This is a genomic window from Chitinophaga varians (assembly GCF_014529945.1).
In the GTDB taxonomy this organism is placed as follows: Bacteria; Bacteroidota; Bacteroidia; order Chitinophagales; family Chitinophagaceae; genus Chitinophaga; species Chitinophaga varians.
Genome location: NZ_JACVFB010000006.1, coordinates 55,469 through 71,231, shown reverse-complemented (window position 1 = coordinate 71,231; position 15,763 = coordinate 55,469). Strand labels below are relative to the sequence as shown.

The following is a 15,763-nucleotide window of genomic DNA, read 5'->3' as shown; positions in this document are numbered from 1 at the left end:
AACCTGTCAATTCAATAAGTAATGTATCATCAGCTGTGAGCTGAAATTTCCAAAGAGATAGTTTTGGGAAGTATTAACCATGTTCTTCCGGCAGTCCAGGTAAAGGTTAACGTTCAGTCTGGGCAGCAGCTCCGTACCGATGCTTTGTTTGATGCCGGCCTGCTCCACCACTGCTTTGTTATTCAGATAGGTGATGCTGCTGGTACAGGCAATCTTCTTCAGTACTGTATAACTCCATCCTGTTTCGGCTGTCAGCAGATTTCCATACAGCGCCTGCCCTTTCACATCTTTATTGTACATCACACTTAAGGTGAGCATATTGGTATTGATGATAAAACTCTGGTTGACATTCAGGTTCACCAGCAGGCTCTTTACCGGCAAGATGTCCATCTGTTGCAGGCTGAAAGTGACATTATTGTTCTGCGGAAGTGACCAGAGTTTGCCGCTATACTGCGAAGTAAGGCTCACGTGCCGGTTCACATATCCCGGCTGGTCAGCCTTCTCACTGATGCCTTTCATCACGGACTGGCCTATACGGGAAGAAAGGGTGAAGTTCTTTTTCACTTTCACGCGGGCATCTACTGTGTAAGCGCTGTTCTTCCAGCGGCTGTCTGTAATGGCAGACATGCGCATATCCTGTAAGTCGGCGCGGAAACCGATCGTTACGCGGCGTTTATTCCACGAGCGCCGCAGGTTTACACCATACCGGACCGTTCCTCTGGCAGACCCCGGCGACGCCGGGTTACTATAGCCGAGGCCGGAATAGCTGACATATGCCCGCTGTGAAAGGTCCAGCGATTTGACGGTACCGGAATAATCCAGTCCTACCGAAACGGTTTGCCAGAAATCGTTGAACAGTGTAACCGCAGCGGCTTTGGAAGTAAGCGCATAGTCGTTGCCGTTAGCAGCATTTCTGTATTCACTGTTCGATTTGGAAATCTCTGCCGCAATCGTTCCGTATTCTCCCAGGCTTACCTGTTCGGACACCGCTCCCACAAAGACATTGCGGGCGAGGGTATTAGGATTGAGCTGGTGCCCTGAGGCGTTACGGGTATTGGCATTCACGATGCCAATATGGCTGTGTGGGCCGGACACGTCTCCTTTACCCAGTTGCAGAAACTGCAGCGAAAAGGAAGAGGGGTCCACACCTTCATTCAGTCCTATATTTTTAATATCGGCCGCATCGTTACGTACGCCGGCGCCGAGCATCATGAATTTATTATTGTTGAGAAAGCTGCCTGCTGCGCCGGCCATAAAGAGATCCTGCACCGCACCGCCTTTTTCGCCGGCAGCAATTTTGCCCGCTTGTAGACTTTTGGCTTGCAGCAGGAGGCGTTGCAGGAAATTGAGCGGCAACAGCTGTTTGATATTCCTCACTTTGCTATCGTGGCTGTTCAGGCTTTTCTGAATGCTGTTTTCCACCGCCTGCTGCGCAGCGAGCGTTTGCTGCGCGGCCAGTCCCTGCGACAGGGTAGATTTTAGTTCCCATAGTTTATGCAGGTAGTTGCGCGCCATCGCTGTTTGCGGCGCCAATGCGCTATCCGGCAACTGACTCAACAGTTGTGCTTCGTCGACTTTAAAAGCGGGGATATCGAGCAGTAGGTTTTTGATCTGGTTACTATCCAGATAAATCAGCTGGTCCGGTGACAGAAGACCGGTGAGTGCAGCCAGCTGCTGTCCGCTTTCCATTGTCAGGCGGGACATATCTTCCCGGAGCTTTATCAATTTTTTATCCGCATAATCTTTAAAGGCAGCTCTTACATCAATATCCTGTAAAAAGTATTTATTGAGATCGAAAGCTTTGTTCACATAGCCGTTCATGCGTTCCAGATAAGCGTCTTTATCAAAGGACACTTTGCCGAGTGCGTTATTCAGCGCGGCACGGTCCACAAAAGACCGGCCCGCGATATGTGAAAACTGAAGGTTTACCGGGATATTTCCCAATACTACATCATCCTGTATGCGGGCGTTGATACCTGCCGGCATGAGGGCGCCGGCGGCATTATCTGTAAAAGCTTCCGCTGATGCACCTTTGAAGTGGTTACTATAAGCGCCGGCTTTCAAAAAAACAGTGACATCCGTATTACCTTTCAGGGCATAGAATCCACGTAGCTTTTCATCCAGGTACCTGCCAATCCTGGCGGTATCATTGAGCAGTGCAACACCTTTCTGCACTTGCTGTAGTTGTTTATCCCCGTAAAGTTGTTTCACGTAGGCGTAAAAATCCTGTTTGGCCACAGGGTGCAGGGCAGGAATAACCGACGGCCGGACATCCTTTATAACGGTGCCGGGTACCCTGTTATTGATAGCATTGATCAGGGAACCCTGTAATAGCGGGACAGTTGCCGGTAGCGCCTGAGGGCGATGCTTTGACACCGGTTGGTGCTCACCGGCGGGCGACTGGGCCCACAACGTTGCCTGTAGCATCAGCATTAACAATAGAATAGAACATAGCGACTTCATCATGGTATAGCGTTAAACAGAACAGACGGATGCGGGACATATGAGCATACGCTACGCGTATCCACGGGTATGGCCAGGCATTCTCCCTTTCATACTGGAATAAATTCTTTTGGGTAGTCGAACCTTACAATCTTGTCATATTATCCGTGGCTGGCAGTTTTCACCAGCCACCATGTCTTATTTAGTTTACATATTCTTCGATAATAACAGCTGAGGCCAGTCCCGCGTAGGAGGAAGCATCCTTCGCATAAAATGCGATGTTGATCTTGCCGTCTGCCGGGATCACGAGGTTGTCGAATATAGCAGCCTTGCTGCTGTTTTGTACCGCATTGAACTCCTGGACGGCGCCATTAATCCTGACCCTGTTGATCCTGGGTGTAGACACCGCGTTGGCAGTCAGCGTGATTTTACAGTGTTTACCGGGGGTCAGGCCTGTCACCTGCAGATTGTCCGTTGGTGTAGACGAAGCTGTGAAGATTAAATTCGCCAGCACTGCCGACGGAACGATGAAGCCGCCGCCGTCATCCACCACACTCAGGTTGTCTTTCGCCGTTTCGTTAAGGTTGTGCACATACACGTTCGTGGCGATCGTATTAACACCGATGCCGGAGGGACTGGTACCGCTCAGTACTGCCAAATGCGGATTACCATTTACATTCACGAATCCGGCTACCAGTTTGCTGCCCAGACTGAAGTTGAAGCTGGCTGTTTTGGCGACATTAGGATTCACCACAGTTACCTGTACCTCACTAAAGGCAGTAGCTCCTTTGTCATCTGTCACCGTACATCTGAACACATAGGTGCCGCCGGTAAGCCCTGTAACAGTGGTGGTGGCTGCATTGGGCGTGGTGATCACCGCATTGACGCCAGAGGTTTTTGTCCAGGTGTAACTGGCAACCGTGCCATCCGGATCGCTGGCAGTGGCTGAGAGGCTGAGTGTAGCCGGCAGCGTTATCGTTTGGCTGTTGCCTGCATTCACTACCGGTGGCTGGTTAACCGGCGCCTCGCCTGTTTTTTCTTCTACAGTAACTACTGCGGCAATACCGAACGGCGTAGCGGAGGTGGTACTGGCATACATAGCAATGTTGATTTTTCCGTCAGCCGGCACCGTTATATTATCGAATGTGGCGGCCTTGCTGCTGTTGCCGGTGGCGTTGTATTCTTTCACGTCACTGCCGATGGCCACTTTGGTATAGCGGGGAGATGACACCGCATTTCCTGTCACCAGTATTTTAACCAGCTTGCCTGGCGTTAATCCTGTCAGCTGAAGATTATTCACCGCGGTATTGTTAGCCGTAAAGAAGGCGCTTGACAGGGTTGCCTGATCTACCACAAAGCCGCCGCCATCATTCACTACGGCGAGGTTTTCCACCGCCGAGGCAGCGCCGTTAGGCGCCCATGCTGATGCAGCGACGGTATTCAATCCTATGCCCGATGCCGGGTCTGTTTGGGAGAGGACACCTAAATGCGGATGTCCATACAGGTTGATATAACCCGCTACCTGTCGCTGAGTGACGCTGAAATTGAACTTAGCAGCCTTGTTGCCTGAAGCAGTAGCCACCGTCACATTCACCTCGTCATACGCCTGTGCGCCGGAGTTATTGGTGACGGTACAGCGAAACACATAAACACCTGCCTCCAATCCGGTTACCGTTGTCTGTGCTGCGTTCGGCGCGGTGATATTCGCAGCGCCGCCGGACTGTTTCGTCCATACATAACTGGTAATATTTCCCGAAGGATCACTGCCGGTAGCGGACAGGGACAGTGTAGCCGGTAAGGTAACCGTCTGGTCCGGCCCCGCGTCTACGGCAGGACCTCCGGTGCCGCCGCCTACTCCCTGTACCACATTGCTCCAGGAAGAATAAGTGCCGTCACGGTTAAAATACCGTATCCGGTAAAAGTTATTGTCGAGTGCAATATTTGCGTAGTTAACGTTTGGTGTGGTGAATACCTGCGATTCCACAAAGGGGCTGTTCAGCGAGAGTGTGCGTTGCAGCACATATTTTGAGATGGCCGTATTGGAAGTATAGTACCCCGTTAATACGTCCCTCAATACCGCAAAAGCTACCGCAGCGCCCTGGTCATTGAGATGGGCATGATCGCCACGCTCCAGTATGGGATTAAGCTGATAGGGATTCGCGGGATCCTCCAGCAGTTTATAAACATATGCACAACGACCATCAAATTTTTTCAACAGCAGGTTACTCAGGTCTAGCTGCTGTATACGTGCCGACTGTTCGGGGAAGTCGTGGCGTGGAAATCCGCTAAACACCAACAAGGTTGCACCTGCCCTGTTACAGGCATCTTCTATCGCTGCAATGTTGGCCATTGTTTCAGTCAGGGGTGTCACACCACCGTATTGGTTGCGGGGATCAGCGTCGTTACTCGGTGTAACGAGGATGATAATTTTGTTACCATCAGCCAGTGCTTTGGTGATATTCCTGTTATTGTCCACCCATTGATTAGCCCCATTGGGCATCATCTTACGGGTATTATATCCCGGATAACTGTAGTTGGTTACCGCACCACCTGTTGTCACCGACGCAATGTAACTGGTTAATCTCCCTGAAATGGAATTAGCCGGGATGCTGGTATAATCACCCGTTCCCTGGCTGCCGCCAAGGATACCTACGCGGGGCACAGTATACAGGTCATCCGGTGCTTTCCACCATTTCAGTTGTTGCTGCGAACCGTTCAGAGAGCGTACAGACAATATCAACGGAAATGGCTCTGTACCAGCATTCCCGCCCCCGCCACCTCTAAAGCGAATCGTGTCCTGTCCCGTAATAGCAATAGCGGTATCTCCTAGGTTTTCAAGGCGCATCTTTTTAAATTCCGTATAACCATTACCGTTATTAAACAATATACCCGGCACTAATCGGGAACTGTTTTGCAGTACAAATTCATTTTTGATGATCACGGTATCACGCTTGACGGTTAAACCGGACTGGCCTTTAGCCTGACACAACATCAGGATGGCAAACAAACAGCATAGAATATATTTCATGAGCATAAGGATATTAACACCAATCATTGATCTCCACTTTACAGCGATGGCAAATGACCAGCAGGCATAGCTTTCAGGCTATACTACATCAGGGAACAATAAAACTTAACTTCACAGATTGACTAATATGGACACAGGATTAACTGCATTCATATAGGTAATTATATTTTGATTGGATTTCTTGCATAACGAACAGGGCAAGAAGTTAACAATACACTTAAAAACTGGTATAGGTAATTATAAAGGTTACAAAATCAAGGTCACAATAAAGATACAATAATTTCCAGATTACAAAATATTTCTAAAAAATATTTCCGGTTAATATTTTCGAGTAGGGGCTATTTTTGTTTTACCTTGCTTTTCCATTTCACCAACCACGCTTTCCTAAAGCCCACAAGTAGCATAAGGCTACCGAGTGCATAGTTAATCTCCAGCGTTATATCCACCACGCCATTATGCCGTCTGAGATCATAATATTCATAGCTTGTACCTCCACGCCATTGCCAGATAGCAGTGATTAAAATCAACAGCACACCTACTGATACAACGAAGATACTTCCCCATCGTGCAGACCATTTATTCAATTTTTCCATGATCATAAGCAAGCGCTTTTATTTATTGATAATAATATAATCGCCCATATAGTCTCCTTCAAGCACAACAAAACTGATGAAATTCTTCACCAGACTCACTGCTACAATTTTATTATCATCCACAAATATTCTCGCATACACCTCTTCCGCTCCGCAATGCGGACAATCCTGCTCCGCAATACCCTCTACCAGCACTATTCTTGCTGAAGAATCCCCCGTTTCATTAGCACCCCACTTTAATTCATCCTGCAATACATACTCATGCTGCCAGCACTCGCCGTATTTGAACTGCACGATCCAGTCATGCCTGGCATCGCAGAACGGGCAAGGCAAATCTTTTAACGTTAATCTATTAAATGCTCCCACGCTGATACAAATTAAATATCCTTCATGATGAATCATCACCAACTTTCTCTCATCCGGGAATATCAAAATATAATCCGATGGTTGAAAGAAGGCTCTGTTAAACTGCTCTTCAAAGTATGCTACAAATGTTAAATAGTCGCTCAAAGTAAAAACGAATGCAGCTTTATCCGGAAAACATTCATCCGATATAAATATCACCCTGGTACCGGCATCAAACGTATATTTTTCAGTGATCAACCGGAGAAAATCATTCTCATCAAAATCATGTATCTCCCAGTTCTCAATCTGTCTCGCCACAATGTCACAACCCGATGCCTTCGCATGGTCCCATATAGTATCAGGAAGAAAATCAAACTTTTTTCTTCCGGCTACGGGTATTATAGTTGACCGTAGCAGCGCTTGTACCGCGTCAAATGTTAGCTGTTCAAATCGCATATTGAATTACAAATATCTTTTTCAAAATGGAATACCATATATAGTGCTATCCCGTTTCACACGCTTAACATCCCCATTCATCAATATATCATATTGATTCACCACAAAGGAATCCGGACTAATAGCCCTTCCAACAAACAACATCCCCCCATCCTTTTTATTTATTCGCTCTGATCCAGTCATCATCACACAACTCCGCCTGAAAAGCCTTTATTTGGTATTTGCCGCCCCGCCTGAAAATAAAAGCGATATAAGCGTAGTCCATATCTCTGATGGAAGACATAAAGTAAAATACCTCCCCCTGCTTACCGCTAATGCGTGAAACGGTTTCGGGCATAGTAATATTTAGAGGATTGTCTACTGATGAGTACTCATCCAGGTTTACGATATCCTTACGGTCCAATCGCAACACAGTACCACGGATATACACCTTAGCGCCCTCCGCCAGCGCGTGGTCCCGCACCAGCTCCTTACATGGCTGTGGCAGCTCTTCCACAGGCACAAAATCATAAAAATCGCCACTGTTGCTAAAAAGCGTCATATCACAACCTCCAAATACGAGCATAGCAGCGGTATAGGCCTCATCATCGAGGTGGATACTCCGCTTAAGGGTAGGCATATACGCAGTTTTCACCGCATAACCGGCATCCTTCACGATTGAGCCAATTGTATCAAAATCCTTCGATAACGCCTTGAACAAACTATCTATGTAACCACCTCCCAAACTGATCGTCTTCGGTCTTTCAGGGCTCAACATGCGTATTGTATCACCGTCTTCATAATAATGGTAATTATTGGGATGGCTGCATGCTATAACAAGCACAATAATGACGAGTACAGGGAAATACTTTTTCATGAAACTACTTTTCTTTCAACTGCTGTAGTATTAAGACTACATCTTCGTATTCAAACGTATGTACCGCCCATTTCGGCGCCACATCACACAGAATGAACGTAATTCCTTCTACCGTATGCAGTTCTTCTATTATCTCTCTCACGTTAAAGGCATCAATATCCGTAGTAACCAAGAGGGGAAATTTCTCTCCTATCTCCAATATATCTTCCTGCTGCAGGGAGTCGCTATACTTCCAAGCCTCCTGCTTTAAATAGTCCCAGGAATCATTGTACTCAGGGATCAAATCAATCTGCAGATAAACCCGATTCAGCTCCCTTGATGCCTCGTTATGAAAACCGGCAACCCACGATCCATCATCATCATGAGAAGCTTCTATACCTGCATAGATGATCGATAATCCCCTCCGTTGCATCTCATGAATAAAGTCATCACCAGGCAACCCGTAACCATTGTACTGTACGCAAACCGGAGAAATTTCATTCAGTATCGGAACCGTGTCAATCGCTCGTACATCATGCGGAAATTCTATTATCAGTTTACAATGCTGTAACGCATTCCGGATAGCTAATGCTGTCGGGATATCCACACTTCTGGTATCAGGAAACCGGACATCTTCCATCACAGACACCGTAATGAGATCCACCCCCAGCTGTTCCAATGCCATTGCTTCCTCTACCGTGGCTACCCGATCTACTTTCAGCAGAAAATCATTCATTTTTGGACATACTTTATGCTAATAGCTTCTCCAGCTATCCACCAGTTATAAAATTATCTACCCGGGGAGGTACATTTCAGGTATAAACAGTTAACAACACACTCATTCAGTATAGGCAGCTACAAGATACAGCATTTTCAACACAAAAAAGGAGGGGTTTATTCCCCCTCCTCCTGCTGATACCCCCACTGTTCGGCGAGGGCGTTATATTGTTCAGGGGGTAAGCCCGGCTTATCATAATGACCGGCCAGTGTCTTCTGACGCATGGCTTCATAGATACTCACCGCACAGGCAACAGATATGTTCAGGGACTTGATAATGCCCATTTGCGGAATGATGAAATTCCCATCCGACAAGGACCTTATCTTTTCGCTGACACCCATTTGTTCATTTCCAAATACCAGCGCTACGGAGCCGGTGAAGTCGATATTATAAAGACTGATGGCATCTGAAGTCAGATGGGTGGTATATATTTTATCATATTTGGCACGCAGTGCGGTCATACACTCCTCCACATTGTCAAACTGATGGATCGTCAGCCACATGGCGGCGCTGCTGCTGCTCCTATGTCCCCATTTCTTCTGGCGTGGGGCCATGGTAGTGATAACATATACATCCTGGATGCCCACGGCATCGCAGGTACGTAATACGGCAGAAACGTTATGCGGGTCCTGCACATCTTCCAATACAACGGTTAAATTGGCTTGCCGCCTGTTCAGGGTGGTCAATAACCGCTCCTTCCTTTCTGGTGTCATACGTCTGATATTTTCGCGAATACCGCAAAAATACTAAAAATGACAGGAAGCTGCCAGGTTACCTCCCCGAAGGCTTTGCTCCTTTCCCGGAAAAAACTACCTTCACATTCATAAAAATCAAAAGATAACCTATGCTCAAAAAAATCCTGAAGATTGTAGCGGTTACACTGGTAGTACTCATTTTGGCGGCCATCGCCATTCCTTATTTCTTTAAGGACAAGATCATCGCCAAAGTGAAAACAGAACTCAATAAACACCTGACAGCCAAAGTAGACTTTAAAGATGTGGATATCAGCCTGTTCCGGCATTTCCCACGGCTGGCGGTGGGACTGGACCAGCTCCAGGTAACCGGTACCGGCGAATTTGAAGGAGATACCCTGCTGGCTGTAAAACAGATAGATGTAGCCCTCGATCTGATGAGCGTCATCAAAGGCGGTAAAATGGACATCTATAACGTAGCCCTTATCAACCCACGCATATACGCAGTTGTACATAAAAACGGGGCGGCCAACTGGAACATCACCAAACCGGATACTGCACAGGCCACGCCGGCAGATACCAGCAAAACCACTTTCGCCCTGAGCCTTCAGCAATATAAAATTGAAGACGCGCTGATCAACTACGACGACCAGCAGGGCAATATGCAGCTGATCATCGACGGACTGACCCATCAGGGTAAAGGTGACTTCACCCAGGACAAATTTACCCTGTCTACCAGCACCAAAGCGGATGGCATCACTTTCCGCTATGGCCCTATCCCTTATCTCTCCAGTGTAAAAACAAAACTGGACGCTGATATTCAGATAGATAATACCACGAGCACGTATACACTGAAAGAAGGTAAAGCAGGCCTCAACAACCTGGAAGTGGCCCTGCAAGGCTTCTTTAAACTGGTCAATGATTCCACCTACGGCATGGACCTCAGCTTTAAAGCTCCTTCTACCAACTTCAAAGACATCCTGTCGCTCGTGCCGGCCATCTACAAAGCTGATTTCGATAAAATCAAAACCAGCGGCAACGCTGCTTTCGGCGGATATGTAAAAGGCAACTACTCTCCGGCGCAAATGCCGGCCTTCGGACTGGACCTCCACGTAAAAGACGGTTTCTTCCAATATCCTGACCTGCCTAAACCAGTGAAAAATATCCAGATCGCGATGAAAGTCAGCAACCCCGATGGTGTGCCCGACCATACCGTAGTGGATATGCCTACTGCGCACCTCGAAATGGACAACACCCCGCTGGACCTGCGCCTGCTGGTGAAAACACCGGTATCTGACATGTACCTGGACGGCGCCGCCAAAGGCAAAATAGACCTGTCTAAAATCACACAGTTCGTGAAACTGGGGACAGGCACCACCCTCAACGGCCTCCTCGATGCAGATATCTCCGCCAAAGGCAATATGAGCGCCATCGAAAAACAACAATACGACCGCTTCTATGCCGCCGGTACCCTGCAACTCAGCAATATGCTGTACAAAAGCCAAGACTACCCCGACGGCGTGAACGTAAAAAACCTCTTCCTGCAGTTCAACCCCAAAAACGTGACCGTGAAAGAACTGAGCGGTCAATACCTGGGCACCAACTTCGATGCTAACGGTGAAGTAAATAACCTGCTCGCCTATACGTTTAAAAACGCTCCCCTCGACGGTAAACTGAACTTCAAAGCCGATCAGGTGAATGTGAACAAGTTCATGGGCGCTACCACCACGCCTGCTGCCAACACCGCCGCAGCTCCCGCCAAAGTGGACTCCGCAGCCATGATGCCGTTCGCCGTTCCGGCCAATCTGAATATCAGCCTGCAAACAGCCGTAGGCAAAGTACTGTACGATAAAGCAGAACTGAACAACGTCACCGGCACCCTGCTGCTGAAAGATGAAACCCTCACCATGCAACAGCTGAAAGCCAACGCACTGCAGGGTACCATGGAAATCAACGGCAGCTACAGCACCAAAAACAGCAAGACCAATCCGGATGTTAACATCGCCTATGATGTGCAGAACCTCGACGTGCAACAGACTTTCAACACCTTCAATACGGTCCAGAAACTGATGCCTATCGGTAAATTCCTCTCCGGTAAAATCACCTCTCAGCTGAAAATGCACGGTAAACTGGGTAAAGACATGAGCCCCGTGCTCAATACCCTCACCGGCGACGGTAACCTGCTGCTGATACAAGGCTTCCTGAAACAGTTCGCACCGGTAGATCAACTGGCCAACACGCTCAACGTCTCCCAGCTGAAAGACATCTCCCTGCGCGATATCAAAAACTATTTCGCCTTCGAAAACGGCCGCGTAAAAGTGAATCCGTTCAAAGTAGCCGTCAACGGCGTTACCATGAACATCGCCGGTTCTCACGGCTTCGACCAGTCGCTCGACTATACCTTGCAACTGGCGCTGCCCCGCAGCCTCATGGGCGCTGCCGGCAACAGCCTGGTGAACAACCTCGTGTCACAGGCACAGAACAAAGGCATCCCCGTAAATCTGGGCGACAGCGTTCATCTGCAGGTACTCATGGCGGGTAACATCATGAAGCCTTCCCTGAAAACAGATCTGAAAGAAAGCGCCAACAACCTGAAAAATCAGGCCACCGAACTGGTGAAAAATAAAATAGACACCGTGAAAAACGTGGTACGCGACTCCGTAAAACAGATCAAAAACAATGCAGTCAACGCCTTAAAAGACGAACTTAAAAATCAATTGAGCGGCAAAAAAGATTCTGCCCACACCGGTGGCAAACCACTGGAAAATGTAGGCAAACAAGCCGGAGAATCCGTGAAAAACACGCTCAACGGCCTGTTTGGCAAGAAGAAACCAGCCGCCGATTCTACGAAACAATAAATGCATTATTACTGATCATCAAAAAGCTCCTGCCATACGCAGGAGCTTTTTTTATTGTACCCGTTATTTTTTCGTAACTTATAGTAACCAAACCCCTTTCCCATGTTCATGAATTTCGTGCATTCCACCTACTGTAATGCAGCTATTTTCGCTGGGATCATCTTCGTCTTCATGGGGTATTTTATCCGGCGTTATCCTCCTAAAAGCACCAGATCGTGGTATGGCTATCGTAGTGCCCTGGCTACCCGCAGCCCCGAAATGTGGCAGGCCGCCAATCAGCATGCAGCCTATATTTCCAGGCGCATCGGTATCATCCTGATACCCACCGGGCTCGCCTGCGCCCTCTTCTTCGACAGCCAGACCGACTGGTTCTGGTACATCACCGTAGGAGCAGTGGTGACAGGCGCTATGTACATGGTTGGCTATACAGAATGGCGTCTCCAGCAAATAGAGCCGGAATCACCGGAAGACAACGACAACTTATAACCCCCATCCATAAAAAGCCCCCATTGACATACCGTCAATGGGGGCAGCTATTATGTACTTACTACAACTACAATTTGCCTTGTATGTCATGCTCCGGTACGGCCTGATAATTCTCTTTCATTTTCTTCAGTTTCTCTTTACCATATGCCAGTCGGGTGATGACTACATACAGTACCGGTACAATGAAGATAGCAAGGAAGGTGGCAGTAAACATACCACCCAGTACCGTCCAGCCCATCGTTTTACGGGCTTCGGCGCCGGCGCCGGAAGATAATACCAGCGGCATGATACCGAGCAGGAACGCAAGCGATGTCATGATGATCGGGCGCAGACGCAGCTTAGCAGCTTCCACGGCGGCCGTTACCAGGTCCATGCCTCTGTCCACACGCTCTTTGGCAAACTCTACGATCAGGATGGCGTTTTTTGCCGACAGACCAATCAGCGTGATCAGACCAATCTGGGCATATACGTTATTGCTCAGTTTAGGCAGGAACGTGAGTACCGTGATCGCACCGAACGCACCGATAGGTACGGCCAGCAGTACGGAGAACGGAACAGACCAGCTTTCGTACAATGCGGCAAGGAACAGGAACACGAAGATGATGGATAACGCAAAGATATATACGGTTTTGGAGCCGGATAATATCTCCTCACGGCTCAGACCGGAGAATTCATATCCATACCCTTCCGGTAATACCTGCGCAGCCACCTCTTTCAGGGCGTTGATCGCATCACCACTACTATAGCCCGGAGCCGGGTTACCGTTGATTTCCGCAGAGCGGAACAGGTTATAGTGGGAGATCACCGGCGCGTTCTCGATCACTTTGTAAGATGTGAGCGCGCTCAATGGCACCATGGCACCGGAGCTGTTGCGCACATAAAACTGGCCCAGGTTCTTGATATCCCCGCGATAAGAGGAGTCTGCCTGCGTTACCACGCGGAAGTTACGGCCATATACGGTGAAGTCGTTGATATAAGCACTCCCCATATACGTCTGTAAAGCGGTGGCGATGTCAGAGATCTTCACGCCCATTTTCTTCGCTTTTTCACGGTCGATGTCCAGCTGATAACCTGGCGTACGGGCAGTGAAGAAAGAGAAGGCTCGCGCTATCTCCGGCCGTTTGTTGACAGCCCCGATGAACTGTTGCAACACGCCTTCAAAGGCTTTGATATCGCCGCTTCCACGCTGTTGCAATACAAAGGAGAAACCGGCAGTCTGACCCAGACCAGGGATCGCAGGCGGCGGAATTACCACCACATTGGCTTCCTTGTACTTGCTGAGTTTTTTCTGCACGGCAGCTACCATCCCGAAGATCTGAAGGGAATCCGCTTTACGTTCGCTCCAGGGTTTCAGGGAACAGAAGATCGTGGCACTGTTGGATTTGGTGGAGAAGTTCACCGCGTTCAGGCCCCCGAGCGCCGCATAGTGGTTGATACCAGGCGTTTCGTCGAGGTCTTTCATCATCTGGCTCATCACCGCCACCGTACGCTCTGTGGAAGAGGACTCCGGCAGGTCGAAGGTAATGATCAGACGGCCTTCATCTTCTGTTGGGATAAAGCCGGATGGTTTGGCTTTGAACAGCATCACCGTGCCTACGAAGATGCAAAGCAGCAGGATGATACCGAAACGGGCATACCGGATGCTCTTTTTCACCCCCATGGAATAACGGGAAGTGGTATGTCCAAACCAGCGGTTGAATTTATAGAAGAACTTATTGAGACCTTTTGAATCTTTGTCGAGATGCATGGGCTTCAGCAGCAGCATACACAATGCCGGCGTGAGCGACAGCGCCACAAAAGCGGAGATTAGTACGGAGATCGCGATAGTGATAGCGAACTGCTGATACAGACGACCTACGATGCCGGGGATAAACCCTACCGGCACAAATACCGCTGCCAGGATCAGCGCGATGGCGATTACCGGACCGGAAATCTCTTTCATGGCCTGTATGGTGGCATCCTTCGGCGACATCTTCTCGTGATCGATATTATGCTGCACCGCTTCCACCACCACAATGGCGTCATCCACCACAATACCGATCGCCAGTACGAAGCCGAACAATGTCAGGGTATTAATGGTAAAGCCCAGCGGGATGAAGAAGATGAACGTGGCGATGATAGACACCGGGATGGCCAGGATCGGGATGATGGTAGCCCTCCAGCTCTGAAGGAACAGGAACACCACGATCACCACCAGTATCAGGGCTTCTACCAGTGTATGCAACACTTCTTCGATAGATACTTTCACCACAGACACTGACTCGAACGGCACTACGTAATCCACATCGTTGGGGAATTGTTTCTTCAGCTGCTCCATCGCCTCGGTAACGTTAGCAGCTGTTTCCAGCGCGTTGCTGCCGGGCGCCTGGTACACCAGGAGGTAGGCGGCACGTTTGCCATCCACGAAGTTGTTACCGGAGTAGTTGAACTTACCCAGCTGAATACGGGCCACATCTTTCAGGTACACCAGTGAACCGTCGTTCGGGCGGGTTTTGACAATGATATTGCCAAATTCTTCCGGCGTAGTCAAACGGCCTTTGGTGAAGATATTGTATTCAAAAGTTTGTCCTGTCTGTTGCGGGGGCGCACCTACGGAGCCGGCCGTGATCTGCGCGTTCTGTTCGGCCAGCGCGGCACGGATGTCTTCGGCGGTAACGCCCATCTGTGCCAGCTTATCGGGCTTCAGCCAGATACGCATACTGAAGTCGTCGGCACGGGTGAAGATATCACCCACCCCTTTCGCACGCAGCAACGCATCTTTTACATATACGTTGGTGTAGTTGTCGAGGAAGGTAATATCGTGTGTGCCTTTAGGTGAGTAAAGGGCCACCAGCATCAGGATGCTGGGGTTACGTTTTCTAACGGTAAGACCTAAACGCTGTACTTCCTGTGGCAGGGTGGGCTGCGCAATACCTACACGGTTCTGCACGTCCAGCGCGGCGATGTTGATATCGGTACCTACTTCAAAGTTGACCGTCATGCTCATCTGACCGCTGCTGGTGTTGTTGGTGGAGATGTAGGTCATACCGGGGGTACCGTTTACCTGCACTTCCACGGGCGTGGCCACCGTTTGTTCTACCGTCTGCGCGTCCGCGCCGGTATAGTTGCCGGTCACCTGTACCGTAGGGGGCGAGATCTCAGGGTACTGCCCTATGGGCAGGTTCATCATCGCCAGTATCCCTACCAGCACCAGTACAATAGAGATCACTATTGCGGTCACCGGCCTTTTTATAAAAGTATCTGCAATCAT

The 15,763-nt window shown here is 49.0% G+C and carries 10 protein-coding genes; 2 read left to right on the top strand and 8 right to left on the bottom strand.

What is annotated here, in order from left to right:
* Window positions 1–6: 6 nt before the first annotated feature.
* The 7 genes from ICL55_RS26700 to ICL55_RS26670 form a co-directional block, all read right to left on the bottom strand.
* Entirely contained in the window at window positions 7–2,466 is a 2,460-nt protein-coding gene (locus tag ICL55_RS26700) for a hypothetical protein (RefSeq protein ID WP_188103347.1), read from the bottom strand.
* A gap of 178 nt (window positions 2,467–2,644) precedes the next feature.
* Entirely contained in the window at window positions 2,645–5,470 is a 2,826-nt protein-coding gene (locus tag ICL55_RS26695) for a PKD domain-containing protein (protein WP_188103344.1), read from the bottom strand.
* A 338-nt stretch (window positions 5,471–5,808) separates the two neighbouring features.
* The gene (locus tag ICL55_RS26690) at window positions 5,809–6,069 is read right to left on the bottom strand and encodes a hypothetical protein (RefSeq protein WP_188103342.1); all 261 of its coding nucleotides are present in this window, start codon (window positions 6,067–6,069) and stop codon (window positions 5,809–5,811) included.
* Between the two features lie 12 nt (window positions 6,070–6,081).
* Window positions 6,082–6,864, bottom strand: coding sequence for a hypothetical protein (locus tag ICL55_RS26685; RefSeq protein ID WP_188103340.1), 783 nt, complete (start codon window positions 6,862–6,864; stop codon window positions 6,082–6,084).
* 157 nt (window positions 6,865–7,021) lie between these two features.
* The gene (locus ICL55_RS26680; protein ID WP_188103338.1) at window positions 7,022–7,720 is read right to left on the bottom strand and encodes a hypothetical protein; all 699 of its coding nucleotides are present in this window, start codon (window positions 7,718–7,720) and stop codon (window positions 7,022–7,024) included.
* Window positions 7,721–7,724: 4 nt separating this feature from the next.
* Window positions 7,725–8,435: a hypothetical protein gene (locus ICL55_RS26675; RefSeq protein ID WP_188103336.1), complete on the bottom strand. Its 711-nt coding sequence runs from the start codon at window positions 8,433–8,435 to the stop codon at window positions 7,725–7,727.
* Window positions 8,436–8,593: 158 nt separating this feature from the next.
* Window positions 8,594–9,190, bottom strand: a complete 597-nt coding sequence (locus ICL55_RS26670; protein ID WP_188103334.1) for a TrmH family RNA methyltransferase — start codon at window positions 9,188–9,190, stop codon at window positions 8,594–8,596.
* Window positions 9,191–9,321: 131 nt separating this feature from the next.
* On the opposite strand from ICL55_RS26670, the gene ICL55_RS26665 reads away from it, so the two are divergent.
* Window positions 9,322–12,027, top strand: coding sequence for an AsmA-like C-terminal region-containing protein (locus ICL55_RS26665; protein ID WP_188103332.1), 2,706 nt, complete (start codon window positions 9,322–9,324; stop codon window positions 12,025–12,027).
* Between the two features lie 102 nt (window positions 12,028–12,129).
* Complete coding sequence (locus tag ICL55_RS26660) at window positions 12,130–12,513, top strand: SdpI family protein (RefSeq protein ID WP_188103329.1); 384 nt, start codon at window positions 12,130–12,132, stop codon at window positions 12,511–12,513.
* 67 nt (window positions 12,514–12,580) lie between these two features.
* Here ICL55_RS26660 and ICL55_RS26655 read toward each other — a convergent pair whose 3' ends face one another.
* Window positions 12,581–15,763: an efflux RND transporter permease subunit gene (locus ICL55_RS26655; protein WP_188103327.1), complete on the bottom strand. Its 3,183-nt coding sequence runs from the start codon at window positions 15,761–15,763 to the stop codon at window positions 12,581–12,583.

Excerpts from the sequence above, each read along its gene's own strand:
- ICL55_RS26700 (WP_188103347.1), bottom strand. The coding sequence starts at position 2,466 with ATGATGAAGTCGCTATGTTCTATTCTATTGTTAATGCTGATGCTACAG.
- ICL55_RS26695 (WP_188103344.1), bottom strand. The coding sequence starts at position 5,470 with ATGAAATATATTCTATGCTGTTTGTTTGCCATCCTGATGTTGTGTCAG.
- ICL55_RS26690 (WP_188103342.1), bottom strand. The coding sequence starts at position 6,069 with ATGATCATGGAAAAATTGAATAAATGGTCTGCACGATGGGGAAGTATC.
- ICL55_RS26685 (WP_188103340.1), bottom strand. The coding sequence starts at position 6,864 with ATGCGATTTGAACAGCTAACATTTGACGCGGTACAAGCGCTGCTACGG.
- ICL55_RS26680 (WP_188103338.1), bottom strand. The coding sequence starts at position 7,720 with ATGAAAAAGTATTTCCCTGTACTCGTCATTATTGTGCTTGTTATAGCA.
- ICL55_RS26675 (WP_188103336.1), bottom strand. The coding sequence starts at position 8,435 with ATGAATGATTTTCTGCTGAAAGTAGATCGGGTAGCCACGGTAGAGGAA.
- ICL55_RS26670 (WP_188103334.1), bottom strand. The coding sequence starts at position 9,190 with ATGACACCAGAAAGGAAGGAGCGGTTATTGACCACCCTGAACAGGCGG.
- ICL55_RS26665 (WP_188103332.1), top strand. The coding sequence starts at position 9,322 with ATGCTCAAAAAAATCCTGAAGATTGTAGCGGTTACACTGGTAGTACTC.
- ICL55_RS26660 (WP_188103329.1), top strand. The coding sequence starts at position 12,130 with ATGTTCATGAATTTCGTGCATTCCACCTACTGTAATGCAGCTATTTTC.
- ICL55_RS26655 (WP_188103327.1), bottom strand. The coding sequence starts at position 15,763 with ATGATTGCAGATACTTTTATAAAAAGGCCGGTGACCGCAATAGTGATC.